Annotated in this window: 17 protein-coding genes; 6 read left to right on the top strand and 11 right to left on the bottom strand. The window is 70.4% G+C overall.

Going from position 1 to position 19,108, the window contains the following annotated elements:
• Nucleotides 1-24: 24 nt before the first annotated feature.
• The 6 genes from EX20_RS15620 (at nucleotide 25) to EX20_RS15595 (ending at nucleotide 6,109) form a co-directional block, all read left to right on the top strand.
• On the top strand, nucleotides 25-1,059 hold the full coding sequence (locus tag EX20_RS15620) for a glycosyltransferase family 4 protein (RefSeq protein WP_011885553.1): 1,035 nt from the start codon (nucleotides 25-27) through the stop codon (nucleotides 1,057-1,059).
• The gene (locus EX20_RS15615; protein ID WP_011885554.1) at nucleotides 1,056-1,592 is read left to right on the top strand and encodes a diacylglycerol kinase; all 537 of its coding nucleotides are present in this window, start codon (nucleotides 1,056-1,058) and stop codon (nucleotides 1,590-1,592) included. The genes EX20_RS15620 and EX20_RS15615 overlap by 4 nt, the downstream gene beginning before the upstream one ends.
• Nucleotides 1,593-1,782: 190 nt before the next feature.
• Complete coding sequence (locus EX20_RS15610; protein ID WP_034194063.1) at nucleotides 1,783-2,544, top strand: TetR/AcrR family transcriptional regulator; 762 nt, start codon at nucleotides 1,783-1,785, stop codon at nucleotides 2,542-2,544.
• Nucleotides 2,541-3,122: an LOG family protein gene (locus EX20_RS15605; protein ID WP_034194062.1), complete on the top strand. Its 582-nt coding sequence runs from the start codon at nucleotides 2,541-2,543 to the stop codon at nucleotides 3,120-3,122. Before EX20_RS15610 ends, EX20_RS15605 begins: the two co-directional genes overlap by 4 nt.
• Before the next feature lie 57 nt (nucleotides 3,123-3,179).
• The gene (locus EX20_RS15600; protein WP_034194084.1) at nucleotides 3,180-3,941 is read left to right on the top strand and encodes an SDR family oxidoreductase; all 762 of its coding nucleotides are present in this window, start codon (nucleotides 3,180-3,182) and stop codon (nucleotides 3,939-3,941) included.
• Nucleotides 3,942-4,168: 227 nt separating this feature from the next.
• Nucleotides 4,169-6,109, top strand: a complete 1,941-nt coding sequence (locus tag EX20_RS15595; protein WP_034194061.1) for an ArnT family glycosyltransferase — start codon at nucleotides 4,169-4,171, stop codon at nucleotides 6,107-6,109.
• A 67-nt stretch (nucleotides 6,110-6,176) separates the two neighbouring features.
• Here EX20_RS15595 and EX20_RS15590 read toward each other — a convergent pair whose 3' ends face one another.
• From EX20_RS15590 to kdpB, 11 genes are all read right to left on the bottom strand, one after another.
• A complete protein-coding gene (locus EX20_RS15590) occupies nucleotides 6,177-6,812 on the bottom strand; it encodes a DUF924 family protein (protein WP_034194060.1) in 636 nt (211 codons plus the stop codon).
• On the bottom strand, nucleotides 6,809-7,540 hold the full coding sequence (locus EX20_RS15585; protein ID WP_034194059.1) for an alanyl-tRNA editing protein: 732 nt from the start codon (nucleotides 7,538-7,540) through the stop codon (nucleotides 6,809-6,811). The genes EX20_RS15590 and EX20_RS15585 overlap by 4 nt, the downstream gene beginning before the upstream one ends.
• 102 nt (nucleotides 7,541-7,642) lie before the next feature.
• Nucleotides 7,643-8,053: a group II truncated hemoglobin gene (locus EX20_RS15580; RefSeq protein ID WP_011885561.1), complete on the bottom strand. Its 411-nt coding sequence runs from the start codon at nucleotides 8,051-8,053 to the stop codon at nucleotides 7,643-7,645.
• A 42-nt stretch (nucleotides 8,054-8,095) separates the two neighbouring features.
• Nucleotides 8,096-10,600 (bottom strand): ABC transporter permease, encoded by a 2,505-nt coding sequence (locus tag EX20_RS15575; RefSeq protein ID WP_034194083.1) that lies wholly within the window; start codon nucleotides 10,598-10,600, stop codon nucleotides 8,096-8,098.
• 107 nt (nucleotides 10,601-10,707) lie between these two features.
• On the bottom strand, nucleotides 10,708-11,325 hold the full coding sequence (locus tag EX20_RS15570; RefSeq protein ID WP_011885563.1) for a DUF4126 domain-containing protein: 618 nt from the start codon (nucleotides 11,323-11,325) through the stop codon (nucleotides 10,708-10,710).
• A gap of 225 nt (nucleotides 11,326-11,550) precedes the next feature.
• Nucleotides 11,551-11,871, bottom strand: a complete 321-nt coding sequence (sugE, locus tag EX20_RS15565) for a quaternary ammonium compound efflux SMR transporter SugE (RefSeq protein ID WP_034194058.1) — start codon at nucleotides 11,869-11,871, stop codon at nucleotides 11,551-11,553.
• A 198-nt stretch (nucleotides 11,872-12,069) separates the two neighbouring features.
• Complete coding sequence (locus EX20_RS15560; protein ID WP_011885565.1) at nucleotides 12,070-12,348, bottom strand: putative hemolysin; 279 nt, start codon at nucleotides 12,346-12,348, stop codon at nucleotides 12,070-12,072.
• 99 nt (nucleotides 12,349-12,447) lie between these two features.
• Nucleotides 12,448-13,146, bottom strand: coding sequence for a two-component system response regulator KdpE (gene kdpE, locus EX20_RS15555; RefSeq protein ID WP_034194057.1), 699 nt, complete (start codon nucleotides 13,144-13,146; stop codon nucleotides 12,448-12,450).
• A complete protein-coding gene (locus EX20_RS15550) occupies nucleotides 13,139-16,150 on the bottom strand; it encodes a DUF4118 domain-containing protein (protein ID WP_034194056.1) in 3,012 nt (1,003 codons plus the stop codon). Before EX20_RS15550 ends, kdpE begins: the two co-directional genes overlap by 8 nt.
• Nucleotides 16,151-16,373: 223 nt before the next feature.
• A complete protein-coding gene (kdpC, locus tag EX20_RS15545) occupies nucleotides 16,374-16,955 on the bottom strand; it encodes a potassium-transporting ATPase subunit KdpC (RefSeq protein ID WP_014723380.1) in 582 nt (193 codons plus the stop codon).
• Between the two features lie 25 nt (nucleotides 16,956-16,980).
• Nucleotides 16,981-19,065, bottom strand: coding sequence for a potassium-transporting ATPase subunit KdpB (kdpB, locus tag EX20_RS15540; RefSeq protein ID WP_034194055.1), 2,085 nt, complete (start codon nucleotides 19,063-19,065; stop codon nucleotides 16,981-16,983).
• Nucleotides 19,066-19,108: the final 43 nt, after the last annotated feature.

The following is a 19,108-nucleotide window of genomic DNA, read 5'->3' as shown; positions in this document are numbered from 1 at the left end:
CCCAACTTACAGGACACAGCCGCGATGAAGATCATGCTCGTCACCGACGCGTGGGAACCGCAGGTCAACGGCGTCGTACGCACGCTCAAGAGCACGTCGCGCGAGCTCGCCGCGCTCGGCCATCGGGTCGAGATGCTGACGCCGCTCGAATTCCGTACGGTGCCCTGCCCGACCTACCCGGAGATCCGTCTGTCGATCCTGCCGTACCGCAAGCTGCGCGCGCGGATCGACGCGTTCGCGCCCGATGCGCTGCACATCGCGACCGAAGGCCCGCTCGGTCTCGCCGCGCGTCGCTACGCGCGCGCGCGCAAGCTGCCGTTCACGACCGCGTATCACACGCGCTTTCCCGAATACGTGCAGGCACGCTTCGGCATCCCGCTGGCGGCGACCTACCGCTTCCTGCATTGGTTCCACGCGCCGTCGCGCGCGGTGATGGCGCCGACACCGGTCGTGAAGCAGGATCTCGAGAAGTTCGGCTTCACGAACGTCGTGCTGTGGACCCGCGGCGTCGACCTCGACATCTTCCGGCCGATGGACTCGAAGGTGCTCAACACGGCGCGGCCGATCTTCCTGTACGTCGGGCGCGTCGCGATCGAGAAGAACGTCGAGGCGTTCCTGCGTCTCGATCTGCCGGGCTCGAAGTGGGTCGCGGGCGAAGGCCCGGCGCTCGCGGAGCTGAAATCGCGCTACCCGGAAGCGAACTATCTCGGCGTCCTGTCGCAAGCCGAGCTCGCGAAGGTGTATGCTGCGGCCGACGTGTTCGTGTTCCCGAGTCGCACCGACACGTTCGGCCTCGTGCTGCTCGAGGCGCTCGCGTGCGGCACGCCGGTTGCCGCGTACCCCGTCACCGGCCCGATCGACGTGCTCGGCGGCGGCAATGCGGGCGCGATGCACGAGGACCTGCAGGAAGCCTGCCTCGAGGCGCTGAAGATCGAACGCGACACCGCGCGCGCGTGGGCCGAGCGCTTCTCGTGGCGCGCGGCGTCCGAGCAGTTCGCGTCGCATCTGCAGCCGCTGCCGAAGACTGCGTACTCGCCCGCCGAAGGTGCTGCCATTTGAAACGAGACCTGAACGACCACACCTCACCGACTGCCGCAACGGCACCCACGCATCGCCCGTTCGACGAAGAAGAGCCGCACGCCGACACCGACGCGCACGCGTCCGAGCCGCTCGGCCCCGACGACGGCCTCGCGCCGCTGCCGCCGAACCCGTACAAGCGCCATCGCGGCATCACGCGCGCGTGGTACGCGCTGCGTCATTCGCTGAACGGCCTGCGCGTCGCGATCCGCGAGGAGAGCGCGTTCCGGCAGGAGCTCACGCTCGCCGCGGTGATGCTGCCGGCCGGCGCGTTCGCACCGGTTCCGGCCGCATCGCGCGCGCTATTGATTGCGTCGGTGCTGCTGGTGCTGATCGTCGAACTGCTGAATTCGAGCGTCGAGGCCGCGATCGACCGCATCTCGCTCGAGCGCCACGAGCTGTCCAAACGCGCCAAGGACTTCGGCAGTGCGGCCGTGACGATCGCGCTGTTCGCCTGCGTGACGACCTGGGGCTTCGTGCTGGGGCCGGTGGTGGCGGGCTGGCTGGGCTTCTAGCCGAACACGCCGGCGCGCCGGTGCGGCGGCGCACCATGCGTCGCGCGCATTGCGATGACGAAATGCGCGCGACGCGGGGAAACAGCGGTTTATAATCGTCCGCCAGACTTAGAACAGCAACCCGCGCCGGACGAATCTCGCAGCATCGATTGCAGCGCCCGCCTGTCCGGCATACAAAGGGCCGGACGACATGGAAGCGAAACCTCCCCGCCGCACCCGCGAACGGATTCTCGAGTTGTCGTTGAAACTCTTCAACGAGATCGGCGAGCCGAACGTCACGACCACGACGATCGCCGAGGAAATGGAAATCAGTCCAGGCAACCTGTACTACCATTTCCGCAACAAGGACGACATCATCAACAGCATCTTCGCGCAGTTCGAGCAGCAGATCGAACGGCGGCTGCGCTTTCCCGAAGATCACCGTCCCACCATCGACGAGACCTGGTCGTACCTGCAGTACATGGCCGATTTCATGTGGACCTACCGGTTCCTGTATCGCGACCTCAACGACCTGCTCGCGCGCAATCGCACGCTCGAAACCCACTTCAAGCAGATCATCAGCCACAAGGTGCGCTTCGCGCACGACATGTGCGAGCTGCTCGTGTCCGACGCCGAGATGGTCGCGACGCCTGCCGAAATCGAAGTCATCGCCACCAACATGGCCGTGATCTCGACGTACTGGCTGTCGTATCAGTACGTGATGCATCCGCGCAAGTACAACGACCAGGATGCGATCCGCGAGGAGCTGCACCAGGTCAGCATGCACGTGATCTCGATCATGGCCCCGTACCTGCGCGGCCGCTCGCGTCAGCTGTTCGACGATCTGGTGTCCGGCAAGCTGCCCAAGCGCGAGTTCACCGACTACCTGCCGCCGCGCGACGGGTCGCCGCGCGCCGCCGGCAGCACCGCCAACGCCGCCACGAAGCCGGCCGCGAAGGACGTGAAGCAATGAAGGCAGTCTGCGTGTATTGCGGCTCGTCGTCCGGCGTGCGGCCCGTCTATGCGGACGCCGCGCGCGCGTTCGGCCGTGCGCTCGTCGCGGCGGACCTCACGCTCGTCTACGGCGGCGGGCGCGTCGGCCTGATGGGCACGATCGCCGACGAAGTGATGGCGGCCGGCGGCCGTGCGGTCGGCGTGATTCCCGAACTGCTGGTCGACAAGGAAGTCGGCCATACGGGGCTGTCCGAGCTGCACGTCGTCCCGGACATGCACCACCGGAAGAAGATGATGGCCGACCTCGCCGACGCATTCGTCGCGATGCCCGGCGGCGCCGGCACGCTCGAGGAGCTGTTCGAGGTCTACACCTGGGCGCAACTCGGCTATCACCGCAAGCCGGTCGCGCTGTACAACATCGATTCGTTCTACGACCCGCTGATCGCGATGCTGCGCCATACGGTCGACGAAGGCTTCATGCGGCCGACCTATTTCGACACGCTGTGCATCGGCGCCGAACCGGTCGCGCTGATCGAGCAGCTACGCCGCTACCAGCCGCCCGCGCGCGACAAGTGGGCGCCCGACGCCGCCAAATAACGCGCCGACAACGCTCCAACGCTCGGCCGCCCGAGCACTCACCCGAGTCCGCAGATGATGCCCTCGCCGTCCGACCGCAAGACCGTTCTCATCACCGGCGCGAGCCGCGGCATCGGCCGCGCGAGCGCCGTGCTCGCGGCGGCGCGCGGCTGGGACGTCGGCATCAACTACACGCGCGACGCGGCGGCCGCCGAACTGACCGCACGAGCCGTGCGCGACGCCGGCGGCCGCGCGTGCGTGGTCGCGGGCGACGTGTCGAACGAAGCGGACGTCATCGCGATGTTCGACGCCGTCGCGACCGCGTTCGGCCGCCTCGACGCGCTGGTCAACAACGCAGGCATCGTCGCGCCGTCGATGCCGCTCGCCGACATGTCGGTCGACCGCTTGCGGCGCATGTTCGATACCAACGTGCTCGGCGCGTATCTGTGCGCGCGCGAAGCCGCGCGCCGACTGTCCACCGACCGCGGCGGGCGCGGCGGCGCGATCGTCAACGTGTCGTCGATCGCGTCGCGGCTCGGCTCGCCGAACGAGTACGTCGACTATGCCGGCTCGAAAGGGGCGGTCGATGCGCTGACGATCGGCCTCGCGAAGGAACTGGGCCCGCATGGTGTGCGGGTCAACGCGGTGCGCCCCGGCCTGATCGAGACCGAGATCCATGCGAGCGGCGGCCAGCCCGACCGCGCGGCCCGGCTCGGCGCGCAGACGCCGCTCGGCCGCGCGGGCGAAGCGCACGAGATCGCCGAAGCGATCGTGTGGCTCATCAGCGACGCGGCGTCGTACACGACCGGCGCGCTACTGGACGTCGGCGGCGGCCGCTGATCCGGCCCCAGGGCGGCCGCCCCGGCCGCCGCCCGACTCGCCCGGTGGTCACAACACCACAAATCTCCACAATATCGTGGCGCTCCCAGTAAACATTCGTAACAGTTCCGTGGTCTACTAGCGCCCAGCGACGCAACCGGCCATCCGGCTGCCAGGTCGCGTCGATGCAAACCAAAACGGCCCGGCCAATGTCGCCGGCCCGGCTTCACCAGACCGAGATCTTTTCCATGCCAGGAACCGCAGCGCCCGGCCGGCGACGCACGCCCGTGCCCGCCTCGGCACACTACACCCGATCGGCCGCCGATCCCGACCTCGATACGACGCTTCATACCGCCGGCTCGCCCTCCGGGGCGGCAGCCGCGGCCGCGGCTGCGGCCGTGACGGTGGCCGTGACGGTGGCCGTGAGCGTCGCCGACGCGCCCCGCGACCGCGCGCTGCGGCTGGCCTGGCGCGCGTGGCTGCTGGTCGCGGCACTGGCGGCTGCGTACCTGCTGCCCGGCATAGTGGGCCACGATCCGTGGAAGCAGGACGAAACCTATACGTTCGGCATCATCCAGCACATGCTGGAGACCGGCGACTTCGTCGTGCCGACCAACGCCGGCCAGCCCTTCATGGAGAAGCCGCCGCTCTACGCGGCGGTCGCGACCAGCCTCGCATGGTTGCTGCAGCGCGTGATGCCGCTGCACGATGCGGCGCGCCTCGCGAGCGCGCTGTTCGCCGCGCTGGCGTTCGGCTTCATCGCGCGCGCGGCGCGCAGCGCGAGCCGCGCCGAGCGCTGGCTCGACCTGCGCGTGCTCGGCCCCGTGGTGCTCAGCGCGGGCACGCTCGTCGTCGTCAAGCACGTGCACGACATGATGACCGACGTCGCGCTGTTCGCCGGCACCGCGATGGGCTTTTGCGGACTGCTCGAACTGGTGATGCAGCACGTCGCGCGCGGGCGCCAATTGCAGCACGGGCTGCCGGTGCGGCCGTCCGGCCCCTGGGCTGCGCCGCTGTTCGGCGCCGGCGTCGGTATCGCACTGATGTCGAAGGGACTGTTCGTGCCGCTGGTGTTCGCGGCGACGCTCGTGGCCGCGATGGCGCTCTACCCCGCGTGCCGCACGCGCGCGTTCGCGCGCTCGCTCGGGCTCGCGGCGCTCGTGTTCGCCCCATTCGCGCTGATCTGGCCGATCGCGCTGTTCCTGCGCTCCGAGACGCTCTTCATGACGTGGTTCTGGGACAACAACGTCGGCCGCTTCTTCGGCTTCTCCGTGCCCGAACTCGGCGCGGAGAACGACAAGCCGTTCTTCATCCTGCGTGCGTTCGTGCTGCTCGGCTTCCCGGTCGCGCCGCTCGCGATCGCCGCCCTCGCCCGCGGCGCGTGGCGCGAATGGCGCACGCCGCGCATTGCGCTGCCCGTGCTGTTCGCCGGCATCGGGCTGGCCGTGCTGCAGGTGTCCGCCACATCCCGCCAGCTCTACATCCTGCCGTTCTTCGCGCCGCTCGCGCTGGTCGCCGCGCAGGCGATCGAGCGTCTGCCGCGCGCGCTGCATCTCGCCTGGGATTACCTGAGCCGCGCGCTGTTCGGCACGGTCGTCATGCTCGCGTGGGCGATCTGGGCGGTGATGGCCGATCCGAACGCGTCGCGCGCCGGCGTCGCGGTGCTCGGCCGCTGGCTGCCGCTCGACTGGACGATGCCGCTCGTGCCCGGATTCGTGATCGGCGCGCTCGCGCTGACGGTGGGCTGGCTGTGGCTGCTGCCGAAGCTGCGCACGACCGGCCCGTGGCGCGGCGCGCTGTCGTGGGGCGCGGGCGCGCTGGTCGCATGGGGGCTCGTGTACACGCTGCTGCTGCCGTGGCTGGACGTCGCGAAAAGCTACCGGTCGGTGTTCGAAGACCTGAACGCGCATCTCGCGCTCGAATGGAACGACGGCGACTGCATGGCGAGCCTGCACGGGCTCGGCGAATCGGAAGCGCCGATGCTGTACTACTTCTCCGGGATCCGCCACACGCCGATCGACGACGCGACGACGACGCGCTGCACGTGGATGATCGTCCAGGGCGTGCGGGCCGTCGATCCGGCGCCGGGCAGCGAATGGAAGCTGTTCTGGACCGGGGCGCGCCCGGGCGACAACGAAGAACTGCTGCGCGTCTACGTGCGCACGCCCGACCAGCACGCGCTGCAGTGAGCGCCGCACGCGGCGCGGCCGCCTGACGCGGCCGGCTCCGCGAACGGCGTGAATCCGGCTTCGCGCGTCAAAACGACGCACCGGGCTCGCGCAGGAACGCGATTTCTTCGTCGCTCGAGACACGGCCGAGGATCGCGTTGCGGTGCGGGAAGCGGCCGAAGCGCCGGATCACCGCCGCATGGCGCAACGCGTGAACGTGATAGCCGCGGCAGCCAGCCTCGTCGCGAATGCCCGCGCAGAGCCGCACGGCCTCGCGCTGGCTTTGCTCCGATTCGTCGTGCTCGAACGGCAGATAAACGAACGCGCGATGATGGCCGCTCGGCAGTTGCGCGTCCCAGCCGGCCGCGACGACGCGCCGCGCGAGCGCCAGCGCCTGAGGATCGGCGGCGAATGCGCGCGGCGTGCCGCGAAGGATGTTGCGCGAGAACTGGTCGAGCACGACGATCAGCGCCAGCGCGCCGAGCGGCGTACCGGCCCAGTGATCGCAGGCGCCGTCGCACGCGGCATCGTGCAGCGCGCCGTAGCGCGTGCGCAGCAGATCGTCGAATGCCGCGCCGCCGTTGAACCAGATCTTGCGCGCGCGGCCGAACGTCGCAGAACCCGGCGCGCCGAACCAGAAATCCAGTATCTCGCGCGCTTGCGGATCGAGCCTCGCGGCGGGATCGGCGCGATCCGTGCGATCGGTGGGGCCGTCGAAGGTCATGCGAACGCCAGCACCACGCGCCGTGTCCGCGCACTCTTCTTCTCGAGCTTCGCGACCCGCAGCGCGCCAACTTCCGCCGTGTTGCGCACGTGCGTGCCGCCGCACGGCTGCAGATCGACGCCTTCGATGCGCAGCAAGCGCACGCGGCCGAGCCCCATCGGCGGCTTCACGCTCATTGTGCGGACGAGATCGGGGCGCTCGGCCATTTCGGCGTCGGTGATCCATTCAGTCGTGACCGCATGCGCGCCGTGCACCAGCGCCGCGAGCCGCTGTTCGACGTCGGCGCGCTCGATCGCGTCCGACGTCGCGAAATCGAGCCGCACGTAGTCGGCCGTCACGCTGCAGCCGTCGACCGGATACGGCAGCACTGCGCACATCAGGTGCGCGGCCGTGTGCAGCCGCATGTGCCGGTAGCGGCGCGCCCAGTCGATGTCGGCGACCACGCGCGCGCCGGGCCGCAGCGCCGCGATGCGCGCTTGCTGGCCGGGCGCCGGCACGTGCACGGCGTCGTCGGGCGTGGCGCCGTCGAAGCGCGCCTTGTGCGTGTCGGCGATCGCGATCGTGCCGCCGTCGGGCAGCGTGAGCGTCCCGGCGTCGCCGGCCTGGCCGCCGCCGAGCGGATAGAACACGGTGCGGTCGAGCCGGATGCCGTCGTCGCCGACGGCCGCGACGACGGCCTCGCATCGTGTCAGGTAGGCGTCTTCACGGAACAGCGCGTGGGTCGTCATCGAGCAGCCTCGCAGCAATGGGGAGACGGTCAGTGTCGCGCCGCATCCGGCGCGCGCCCAGATCCACCTCGTGCGCGTGCGCCGCTGCGGCGTACCGGTCGATCAACCGGGCCGGTTGCGCATCCAGTCGGCCGTTTCGTAGAACGAGTGCATCAGGCGCACGCGCAGCGGCTCGGGCAAGCCGATGTCCTCCATCGCCCACGCCATGCAGCGCAGCCACTGGTCGCGGCCGTCCGATGCGATCGGGTACGGCAGATGGCGCGCGCGCAGGCGCGGGTGGCCGAACCGGCTGATGTAGTGGTCGGGACCGCCGAGCCAGCCGCACAGGAACCAGAACAGCTTGTCGCGCGAACCGTCGAGCGAGGTCGGATGCAGCGCGCGAAGCTCGGCGAATTCCGGCTCGAGGTCCATCAGATCGTAGAAGCGGTCCACCATTTCGCGCACGCGGGCTTCGCCGCCCACGAGTTCGAACGCCGTCGGCTGCGACGGCGCTTCGTCATTCACATCGGTCATACGAATAGTCGGAAACGGGATGATCGGGGCCGCCGGCGACGCTCACGCGTCGCGCAGCGACTGCAGCGCAGGGCGCCGCAACACATTATGCAGGCTCAGCCAGCCCGCTGCAGCGGCGCACGCGATGCCGGCGGCGATGCCGGCCGGCACGAGCCACGGATCGACCGCGAGCCGAAAGTCGAACACGCGCGCGGCGAGCACCCAGCCGACCGCGATCGCGCCCGCCGACGCGAGCGCGCCCGCCAGTGCGCCCACGACCACGAATTCCGCGCGCTGCACCGCGCGAACCTGCGCGCGCGACGCACCGAGCGCGCGCAGCAGCGCGGCCTCGTGCACGCGCTCGTCGCGCGAGCCGGCGAGCGCCGTGTACAACACCAGCACGCCGGCCGCGAGCGTGAACGCAAACAGGAACTGCACCGCGCCGACCACCTGCAGCATCATCCGCTCCAGCTGCGCGAGGATCGGCGCGACGTCGATCGCCGTCAGGTTCGGATAGCGCGCGATCAGCGGATCGAGCAACGACGCCTGCGCGGCCGGCAGATGGAAGCTCGTCAGATAGACGGCCGGGAAATCCTTCAGCACCGGCGGCGGCATCAGCACGAAGAAGTTGACGCGGAACGAACCCCAGTCGAGTTTGCGCACGCTGGTGATCGGCGCATCGACCGTCAGCCCGGTCACGTCGAAGCGCAGCGTGTCGCCCGGCTTCACGTTCAGCGTCTTCGCGAGGCCGGCCTCGATCGAGATCTGCGGCGCGGCCGACGTGCCGAACCAGTCGCCGGCGACGATCCGGTTGTCGGCCGGCAGCTCGGTCGTATACGACAGGTTGAATTCGCGATCGACCAGCCGGCGCGCGTCGTCGGACTGGTAGGCGTCGGGGTTCACCGGCTTGCCGTTGATCGCGACGAGCCGGCCGCGCACCATCGGCGCCGGCACCGCGTCGCGCACGCCGTGCGCGGCGAGCCACGCGGCGACGTCGGCGCGCTGGTCCGGCTGGATGTCGATCAGGAACTGGTTCGGCGCATCGGGCGGCGTCGATTGCCGCCAGCCGGCCACGAGGTCGTTGCGCGTGATCGCGATCAGCAGCAGGCACATCAGGCCCAGCGCGAGCGCGGTGATCTGCAGCGCGCTGGCCGTGCCGCGCCGATGCAGCGACGCGAGCGCATAACGCCAGCCGACGCCCGCCGCCACGCGCGCGTTGCGCACCGCGCGCGCGGCCGCGTACAGCACGAGCCGCGCGATCAGCGCGAAGCCGACCAGCGCGCCGACGAAGCCGCCCGCGACGATCAGCCCGAGCTTCAGGTTGCCGGCCGCGACGATCAGCAGCCCCGCGAACAATACGACGCCGACCGCATACGCGGCCCACGCGATGCGCGACGCGTCGCCCCAGTCGCGCCGCAGCACCCGCACCGGCGGCACGCGCGTGAGCGGCGCGAGCGGCGGCAGCGCGAAGCCGAGCAGCAGCACGAGCGCCGCGCCGATGCCGGTCAGCGCGGGCTGCAGCGTCGGCGGCGGGAGCGCCACCTCGATCAGGCCGCCGAGCGCGCCGAGCAGCGCCCAGTGGCCGCCGTAGCCGAGCACCGCGCCCGCCACGCCCGACACGATGCCGAGCCCCGCGAATTCGAGCGCGAACAGCGCGCCGAGCGTACGCCTGCTCACGCCGAGGCAGCGCATCGTCGCGCAGCCGTCGAGATGACGCCGCATGTAGCGCTGCGCGGCCATCGCGATCGCGACCGCGGCCAGCAGCGCGGTGAGCAGCGCGACCAGCGTCAGGAAATGGCGGGCGCGATCGAGCGTCTGCCGCACCTGCGGCTGCCCTTCCTGCAGCGATTCGAGCCCGACGCCGCGCAGCTTGCCGCCGTCGACGCGTCCGTGCGCATCCGCTTCGAACCGCGCGACGGCACGCGCGTCACCGGCGACCAGCAACCGATACATCACACGGCTGCCGTAGCCCGTGAGGCCCGTCGCCGCGAGTTCGTCCGCGCGCATCATCAGCCGCGGCGAGAAATTGACGAACGAGAAGCCACGATCGAGCTCGCGCGAAATCGACGCGGCGACCGTGAACGTGCGCAGCCCGACGCGCACGGTGTCGCCGGCCTTCAGATGCAGCGCGTCGAGCAGCGCAGGATCGGCCCACACGGTGCCGGGCGCGGGGATGTCGGTCGTCTGGCGCGCGGCGGACGCGCCGGCCGGCACGATCTCGACCGCGCCGCGCAGCGGGTAGCCTGCCGACACCGCCTTCACGGCCGCGAGGCGCGCGGGCGCCGCGTCGCCCGGCCGGGGCGCGGCGGCCGCCGCGATCATGCTCGGGAAGATGGCCGTCGTCGCGGTGCGCAGCCCGAGCGCGTGCGCGTCGCGCGCGAACGACGGATCGACCGGATGATCGGCGCGCACCACGAAATCGGCGCCGAGCATCTGTCGCGCGTCGCGCTCGAGCCCCTGGCGCAGCCGGTCGGCGAGAAAACCGACGCTCGTCAGCGCGGCGACCGCGAGCACCAGCGCCAGCACGAGCAACGTGAGTTCGCCCGCGCGCCAGTCGCGCGCGGTCATCCGCGCGGCCTGGCGCACCAGGTCACGCCAGCCGAAGCGGCCGGCATGCGCGGGCCGCCCGGCCGGCGACGGGTCAGCGTGCTGACGTTCGAGCGAGGCGCGCGGCTTCAATCGCGCTTGCCTCCAATCGAATTGAGCCGCGACACCATGTGGTAGGCCATGCCGCGGAACCCGCCCGACACGCCGCGCCACAGACGCGGCAGCGCCCACGCGGACGCCGCGATGAACGCCGCCAGCAGCACCAGGAACGCGAGCGGCACGAAGAATGCGAGCGCGAGGCCGCCGAACACGAGCCCGTCCTCGGTGGACGACGCGACCCAGTTCGATATCGGCTCCGGAGACAGGTTGATCAGCGCGCGCGTGCCGGCCTTGGCGACGTGCGCGGCGCCGGCGAGCGAGCCGCCGGCCAGCCCGGCGATCGCGAGCACGGTCGGATCGGCATGGCCGAGCGCGCCGGCGGCGAGCACCGCGCCGGCCGGAATGCGGATGAAGGTATGGACGGCGTCCCACAGCGAATCGAACGCGGGGATCTTGTCGGCAAGGAATTCGGTGACCGCGAGCACGCCGGCCGCGCCGATCACCCACGGCGACGTCAGCACCGCGAGCGTGTCGGGCAGATGGAGCCAGCCGGCCCGCGCGAGCACACCGGCAATCAGGACCGTCAGATAAAGGCGCAGCCCGCTCGCCCACGCGAGCCCCGCGCCGAGCGAAATGGCTTCGATCATGGGCCTCTCCTTGCACGTTGCGTGCGCTTTGCCGATTGATCGGATCGAGTCGGTGTGACGGCCGCGCGGCGCGTGGCGACCGGCGCCGCCGGCCGCGAACGGCGCACCGGCATTCAGGCCCGAATGCGTTCCATTATAGACAGGCTATCGGCAGCGCCGCGCGATTCCACAGGGTGGCGCAGGCGCATGGGGACGTGCCTGCCGGCGTCACGGGCATCAGGGGCGTCAAGCGCCCGACGACAGCTTAAGGCCCACCAGCCCGAGCACGATCAGCACCGCGCTCGCCACGCGCGCCACCGTCAGCGCCTCGCCCAGCATCACGATGCCGAACGCGAACGCCCCGACCGCGCCGATGCCCGTCCACACCGCATACGCGGTGCCGAGCGGCAGCTGGCGCATCGCGATCGCGAGCAGCGCGAAGCTCGCCAGCGCCGTCACGATCGTAAACACCGACGGTCCGAGCTTCGTGAAGCCCTCGGACGATTTCATGCCGGCCGCCCACGCCACTTCGAGCAAACCGGCAATCAACAGCAATGCCCACGCCATCTCGACGTACTCCGGATCGGATGGGGTCGTCCCCGTTGCAGCGAATGGCCCGAGGCCGTCCCCGGGCGGCGCCGAGTATAGCAACGGCGGCGCGGACTGCCCGAGCGGCGGGAACCGGTCGGGACCGAGCTGGGCCAGGTGTAGCCGATGAACGCCGGCGGCCACACCACAGCCCAGTTCGCCGCAGCGGCCGAGCGCTCAGTTCGAGACGCGCGCCGCGCCGGCGTCGCCGACGCAGCGGTCGTCGCGGTACAGCGCCCATTCGTCGCACACGCGCCCGTCCTTGAACACGCACATCCCGACCTGCCCGCGCGGTAGCGTGCGCACCACGTGCCGGCCGCCGAGCTTCTCGCAATTGACGGTCGCGGGGTTCGCGAGCACCGGCTGCGCCGCCGCCTGCCCGGGCGGCAGCGGCTGTGCGAACGCGCCGGGCCCGACGAGCGCCAGCGCACAGATGACGACCAGACGGACGGACATGGCACCCTCCTCGGTTTCGTTCATGCAGCGCTCAGCATAACGGGGAATCGGGCCGTGTGTGCGGCACCGCTCGCTGCGTCACCCATCACGCACCGCGCATCACGTGACGCCGACGAGCCGGTAGCCGACCCCCGTCTCGGTCACGATGTGCTCGGGCTGGGCGGGATCGCGTTCGAGCTTCTGGCGCAGGTGCGCCATGTAGATGCGCAGATAGTGATGGCTTTCGACGTGCGACGGCCCCCACACGTCGCGCAGCAGCTGGCGGTGCGTGAGCACGCGCCCCGCATGCCGCACCAGCGTCGCGAGCAGCCGGTATTCGAGCGGCGTCAGATGCACGATCTCGCCGTCGCGCCACACCTGGCGCAGCGCGAGATCGACGCTCACGCCGCCGAAGGCGACCTTCGGCGATTCGCTCGCGCCGCCCTGGTTGCGCCGGCGCAGTTGCGCACGGATGCGCGCGCGCAGCTCCGATACGCCGAACGGCTTGGTCAGGTAGTCGTCGGCGCCGGCGTCGAGCGCGGCGACCTTTTCGTCTTCCTGCGTGCGCGCGGACAGGACGATCACCGGCACCTCCGACCAGCCGCGCAGCTCGCGGATCACGTCGAGGCCGTCGGTGTCGGGCAGCCCGAGGTCGACGATCACGAGATCGGGCTTGCGCGTCGCCGCGTCGATCAGCCCCTGCTTGCCCGTCTCCGCGTCGAATACGGCGATGCCGTCCTCTTCGAGCGCGGCGCGCACGAAGCGGCGGATCTGTTTCTCGTCCTCGATCAGGACGACGGTCAGGCTCGGTTCAGTCATGGTCAGGCAAGGGCTCGGAGGGGAACGATGCGCCGGGCGCGTCGATGTCGTCGTCGATGTCGTCATCGGGTGGGGCCGGCACCGCCGGCGGCGTGTCGACCGGCAGCGTGAACCAGAAGCGCGCGCCCGTCACGCGTCCGTCGGGCGCGGTGCGGTTGAGCGCGCCGATTTTACCGCCGTGCGCTTCGACGATCGCGCGGCAGATCGCGAGGCCGAGCCCGATGCCCGGCGTCGCCGATTCCTTCTCGCCGCGCGTGAACTTGTCGAAGATGCGCGTCTCCATCCCGTGCGGCAGACCGGGGCCGTGATCGTCGACGTACACGCGCACGAACGGCTGGCCGTCGTCGCTCACGCGCTCGGCGCCGATCTCGATCGGCGCGTCGGCCGGCGTGTATTTCGCGGCGTTCTCGAACAGGTTCGTGAACAGCCGCTCCATCAGCACCGCATCCATCTGCAGCAGCGGCAGGTCGGCCGGCAGCGACACGCGCGCGGGATGCCGCGCGAGCACGCGCTTGCACGCGGCGAGCGCCGCGCCGACGGTTTCCTCGAGCAGCGACCACTGACGCTTGATCTGCAGGCTGCCAGCCTGCAGCCGCGCCATGTCGAGCAGGTTCGTGACGATGCCCGTCATCCGCAGCGCCTCGTCGTGGATCGCGTCGACGAGCTCGCGTTCGCGCTGCGCCAAGCGCTGGGCAGCGGCGGCGTCGAGGGGTGAGGGTGGCGCTGGTGTCGTCGGTGTCGTCGGTGTCGTCGGTGTCGTCGGTGTCGTCGGTGTCGTCGGTGCCGCTGGTGCCGCTGGTGCCGCTGATGACACCGGCGAAGCGGATGACTCCGGCGAAGCAGGCGATGCAAGCGACGCAGATGCCCCCTCCGCCGCCGCGCGCCCGTTCGCGAGCATCGACGAGAAACCGACGATGGTGGTGAGCGGCGTGCGCAGGTCGTGCGAAATCGCCGACAACAGCGAGTTCCTCAGCCGCTCGGACTCCATGTTGACGAGCGCATCGCGCGCGATCTCGACGTAATGCACGCGTTCGAGCGCGAGCGCGATCTGCGCGGCGAACGCATCGAGCATCCGCTGCTGCTCGGGCACCTCCAGCTCGTGCGGCTCGCGCGACACGACCGCCAGCACGCCGCGCGTGCGCATCGGCGCCTTCAGCGGCAAATACAGCGCGGCCGTCGCGGGCAGCGTGTCGGTGCCGCGGCCGGCCGGCTTCTGCTGGTCGTACACCCATTGCCCGACGTCGCTGTCGAGCTCGGCGCCCGTCAGCGTGACGGCGGCGTCCGGGTCCTCGATCTTCTGGCGCACCTGGTCGGCGCTGTCGGGCAGCAGGAACGCGACGCGCGCGCGAAACACCTCGCTCACGTGGCGGCTGCCGATCTCGACGATCTGCTCGGTCGTCAGCGCGGCGCCCAGCTCGCGCGCCATCGCATAGATCGCGCCGGTGCGACGCTCGCGGCGCTGCGCGATGCTCGCCTGACGCGTGAGCGTCGACGTCAGATGGCTGATCACGAGCGACGTGAGCAGCATGCCGAAGAAAGTCAGCAGGTATTGCGTGTCGCTCACCGAGAACGACATGCGCGGCGGCACGAAGAAGAAGTCGAACGCCGCGACCGACAGGAACGACTGCAGCACGCCCGGCCCGCGCCCGAGCCGCACGGCCGAGAACACGACGCCGAGCAGGTACAGCATCACGAGGTTGGTCAGGTCGAGCCGCCCCGACACGACGCTCGCCAGGCCGGTGATCGCCGCGCAGATCGCGGCCGCGTACAGGTAGTGGCGCGGCGGCGAGCGCCGCGTGCCGAACTGCGCGAACGCGTCGCGCCAGTCGCGCGCGCGCGCGTCGAGCGGCGCCGCGCGCACCTCGTCGCTCGCCGACGCGCGTATCAGCATCAGATCGACGTCGCCCGCGCGCTCGGCGAGCTGCTCGCCGAACGGCCGCGCGAAGCGCCGCACGACGCCGACCTTCGGCGAACCGCCCGCGACGATCTTCGACACGTTGCGCACCTTCGCATAGCCGATCAGCGCGGCGACCGCGTCGTCGCCCGCGAGCGTGGCCGTCTCCGCGCCGAGCTCGGCCGCGAGCTTCAGCGCATCGAGCGTGCGCTGCCGGCGCGCGTCGGGCAGCCGCTGCAGCCGCGGCGTCTCGACGTACACGGCGATCCAGTCGGCCTTCAGGCTCGCGGCGAGCCGCGCGGCGGCGCGCACCAGCGTCGGCGCCTCCGGCCCCGGCCCGATGCACACGAGCAGCCGCTCGCGCGCCTGCCAGATGCGCTGGATCGAGCGATCGGCACGGTACTCGCGCATCTGCGCGTCGACGCGGTCGGCCGTGCGCCGCAGCGCGAGCTCGCGCAGCGCGATCAGGTTGCCCTTGCGGAAGAAGTTGCGCACCGCACGCTCGGCCTGCTGCGCGAGATACACCTTGCCGTCGCGCATCCGCTCGAGCAGTTCCTCTGCGGGCAGGTCCACCAGCGTGACCTCGTCGGCCGCGTCGAACACACGGTCGGGCACCGTCTCCCACACGCGAATGCCGGTGATCGCGCCCACCACGTCGTTCAAGCTCTCGAGATGCTGGACGTTGACGGTCGTGTAGACGTCGATGCCCGCATCGAGCAGCTCGTGGACATCCTGCCAGCGTTTCAGATGGCGTGCGCCCTGCACGTTCGAATGCGCGAGCTCGTCGACGAGAATCAGCTGCGGCGCACGCGCGAGCGCCCCGTCGAGATCGAATTCGGCGAGCGTGCGGCCGCGATACTCGATATGGGCGAGCGGCAGCACGTCGAGCCCATCGAGCAGCGCGGCGGTTTCGCTGCGGCCGTGCGTCTCGACGATGCCGACGACGACGTCGACGCCGTCCTGCTTGCGCTGACGCGCGGCCTGCAGCATCGCGTAGGTCTTGCCGACGCCGGCAGACGCGCCGAAGAAGACCTTGAGCTGGCCGCGCCGCTGCTTTGCCGCATCTCGCTGCAGCTTGTCGAGGAGTTGGTCGGGATCGGGACGGTTCATCCGGGAGGAAGGCGAAGCGCCGGACTGCGCGCGAGTACCGGCATTGTTGTTCCAAATCGCCGCAAAAGGCAAAGACGGCGCACGCGCCGTCGTTCAGGGCGAGACCGGCTTGCGGCTTGGCGGCTCACGGCGCGCGCGGCTTGCGGCCTGTGGCGGGCGGCTTGCGATTGACGTAGCTTCCGACTCACCTCGCCGCAAGCCACGCCCAGCGCGCCCGCCCGGCTCAATGCCCGCCCTGCGCCGCGTCGAGCGCGAGGTTCAGCTTCAGCACGTTCACGCGCGGCTCGCCGAGCACGCCGAACTGGCGGCCCGTCGTGTTCGCGGCGACGAGCTGCGCGACCGCGTCGGCCGTCAGCTTGCGCGCCTTGGCGACGCGCTCGATCTGGTACGCGGCCGCGGCCGGCGTGATGTCCGGGTCCAGACCGCTCGCGGACGCCGTCACGAGGTCGACCGGGACCGGCTTCGACAAATCGGTGCCCGCGTCGCGCAGCGCGGCGATGCGCGCCTTCACCTGCTCGGCGAGCGACGGATTGAGCGGCCCGAGGTTCGAGCCGCCGGAGCCGGCCGCGTTGTACGGCATCGGCGCGGTGGCCGACAAGCGGCCCCAGAAGTAGCGCGGCGCATCGAACGGCTGGCCGATCAGCGCGGAGCCGACGGCCCGGCCGTCGCGCTCGATCAGGCTGCCGTCGGCCTGCGCCGGAAACACGGCCTGACCGAACGCGGTCATCACGGCCGGATAGGCCATGCCCGTCACGACGGTCAGCACGGCAAAGATCACGACCAGCGGGCGAATCAACGTTTTCATGAGGGTTCCTTCGAATCCGGTGCGCTCAGGCCCAGCCGAGCGCGGCGAGCGTCATGTCGATCAGCTTGATGAACGGGAACGGCAGCAGCACGCCGCCCAGCCCGTACACCAGCAGGTTGCGGCGCAGCAGCGTCGCGGCGCCGAGCGGCCGGTAGGCGACGCCCTTCAGCGCGAGCGGGATCAGCGCGACGATGATCAGCGCATTGAAGATCACCGCCGACAGGATCGCCGACGCCGGCGACGTCAAATGCATGATGTCGAGCACGCGCAGCTGCGGGTAGGTGGTGACGAACGCGGCCGGGATGATCGCGAAGTACTTCGCGATGTCGTTCGCGATCGAGAAGGTCGTCAGCGAGCCGCGCGTCATCAGCATCTGCTTGCCGATCTCGACGATCTCGATCAGCTTGGTCGGGTTCGAGTCGAGGTCGACCATGTTGCCGGCCTCCTTCGCCGCCTGCGTGCCGGTGTTCATCGCGACCGCCACGTCGGCCTGCGCGAGCGCCGGCGCGTCGTTGGTGCCGTCGCCGGTCATCGCGACGAGGCGCCCGGCCGCCTGGTGTTCGCGGATCGTCGCGAGCTTGGTTTCCGGCGTGGCTTCCGCGAGGAAATCGTCGACGCCCGCCTCCGCCGCGATCGCCGCGGCCGTCAGCCGGTTGTCGCCGGTCACCATCACCGTCTTGATGCCCATCTTGCGCAGCTCCGCGAAGCGCTCCTTGATGCCGCCCTTCACGATGTCCTTCAGCTCGATCACGCCGAGCACGCGCGCGGCGCCGTCGTGCAGCTCCGCGACCACGAGCGGCGTGCTGCCGCGGCGCGCGACCTCGTCGACCGCGCGGCGCACGTCGTCCGGAAAGCGGCTGCCGTGCAGCTCGACGTAGCGGCGAATCGCATCGGCGGCGCCCTTGCGGATTTCGCGGCCGGGCAGATCGACGCCGCTCATCCGCGTCTGCGCGGAGAAGCCGAGGAACGTCGCCTGCAGCTGCGCGAGATCGCGCTGGCGGATGTTGAAGCGCTCCTTCGCGAGCACCACGATGCTGCGGCCTTCCGGCGTTTCGTCGGCGAGCGACGACAGCTGCGCGGCGTCGGCCAGCGCTTCCTCGGTCACGCCCGGCGCCGGCACGAACGCCGACGCCTGACGGTTGCCGAGCGTGATCGTGCCGGTCTTGTCGAGCAGCAGCACGTCGACGTCGCCGGCCGCTTCCACCGCGCGGCCCGACGTCGCGATCACGTTCGCCTGCATCATCCGGCTCATGCCCGCGACGCCGATCGCGGACAGCAGCCCGCCGATCGTGGTCGGAATCAGGCACACCAGCAGCGCGACGAGCACCGTGATCGTCACCACGTGGCCGGACTTCATCGCCTCGACCGAGAACATCGAGAACGGCAGCAGCGTCGCGGTCGCGAGCAGCATCACGATCGTCAATGCGACCAGCAGGATCGTCAGCGCGACCTCGTTCGGCGTCTTCTTGCGCTTCGCGCCCTCGACCATCGCGATCATCCGGTCGAGGAACGCCTCGCCGGGGTTCGCGGTGACCTTCACGACGATCCAGTCGGACAGCACGCGCGTGCCGCCCGTCACCGACGAGAAATCTCCGCCGGACTCGCGGATCACCGGCGCGGACTCGCCGGTGATCGCCGATTCGTCGACCGACGCGACGCCGTCCACCACGTCGCCGTCGGCCGGAATCACGTCGCCGGTCTCGACCAGCACGACGTCGCCCTTGCGCAGGTCCGACGCCGTCGTGATGCGGATCGGCGACTTCGGATGCGGCTCGTTGAGCTTCTTGGCCATCACGTCCTTCTTCGCGCTGCGCAGCGACGCGGCCTGCGCCTTCGAGCGCCCCTCCGCGAGCGCTTCGGCGAAGTTCGCGAACAGCACCGTGAACCACAGCCACAGCGCGATCGCGAGGATGAAGCCCGCGGGCGCCTCGGCCTGGCCGGCGAGCGCCGCGATCCACAGGATGGTCGTCAGGATGCTGCCGACGTACACGCAGAACATCACCGGATTGCGCAGCTGCGTGCGCGGCGTGAGCTTCTTGAACGAATCCACGATCGCCGGGCGCAGCAGCGCCGGATCGAACATGGACCGTGTTGCGGAATGTTGAGTCATGGCGATCTCTTCAATCTCTTCAGTCTTGTCAACGTGTCGCAAT

Origin of the sequence: Burkholderia sp. WP42, from assembly GCF_000745665.1 — a bacterium.
GTDB classification, from domain to species: Bacteria; Pseudomonadota; Gammaproteobacteria; order Burkholderiales; family Burkholderiaceae; genus Burkholderia; species Burkholderia vietnamiensis.
This window is presented reverse-complemented; position numbering and strand designations above follow the sequence as displayed.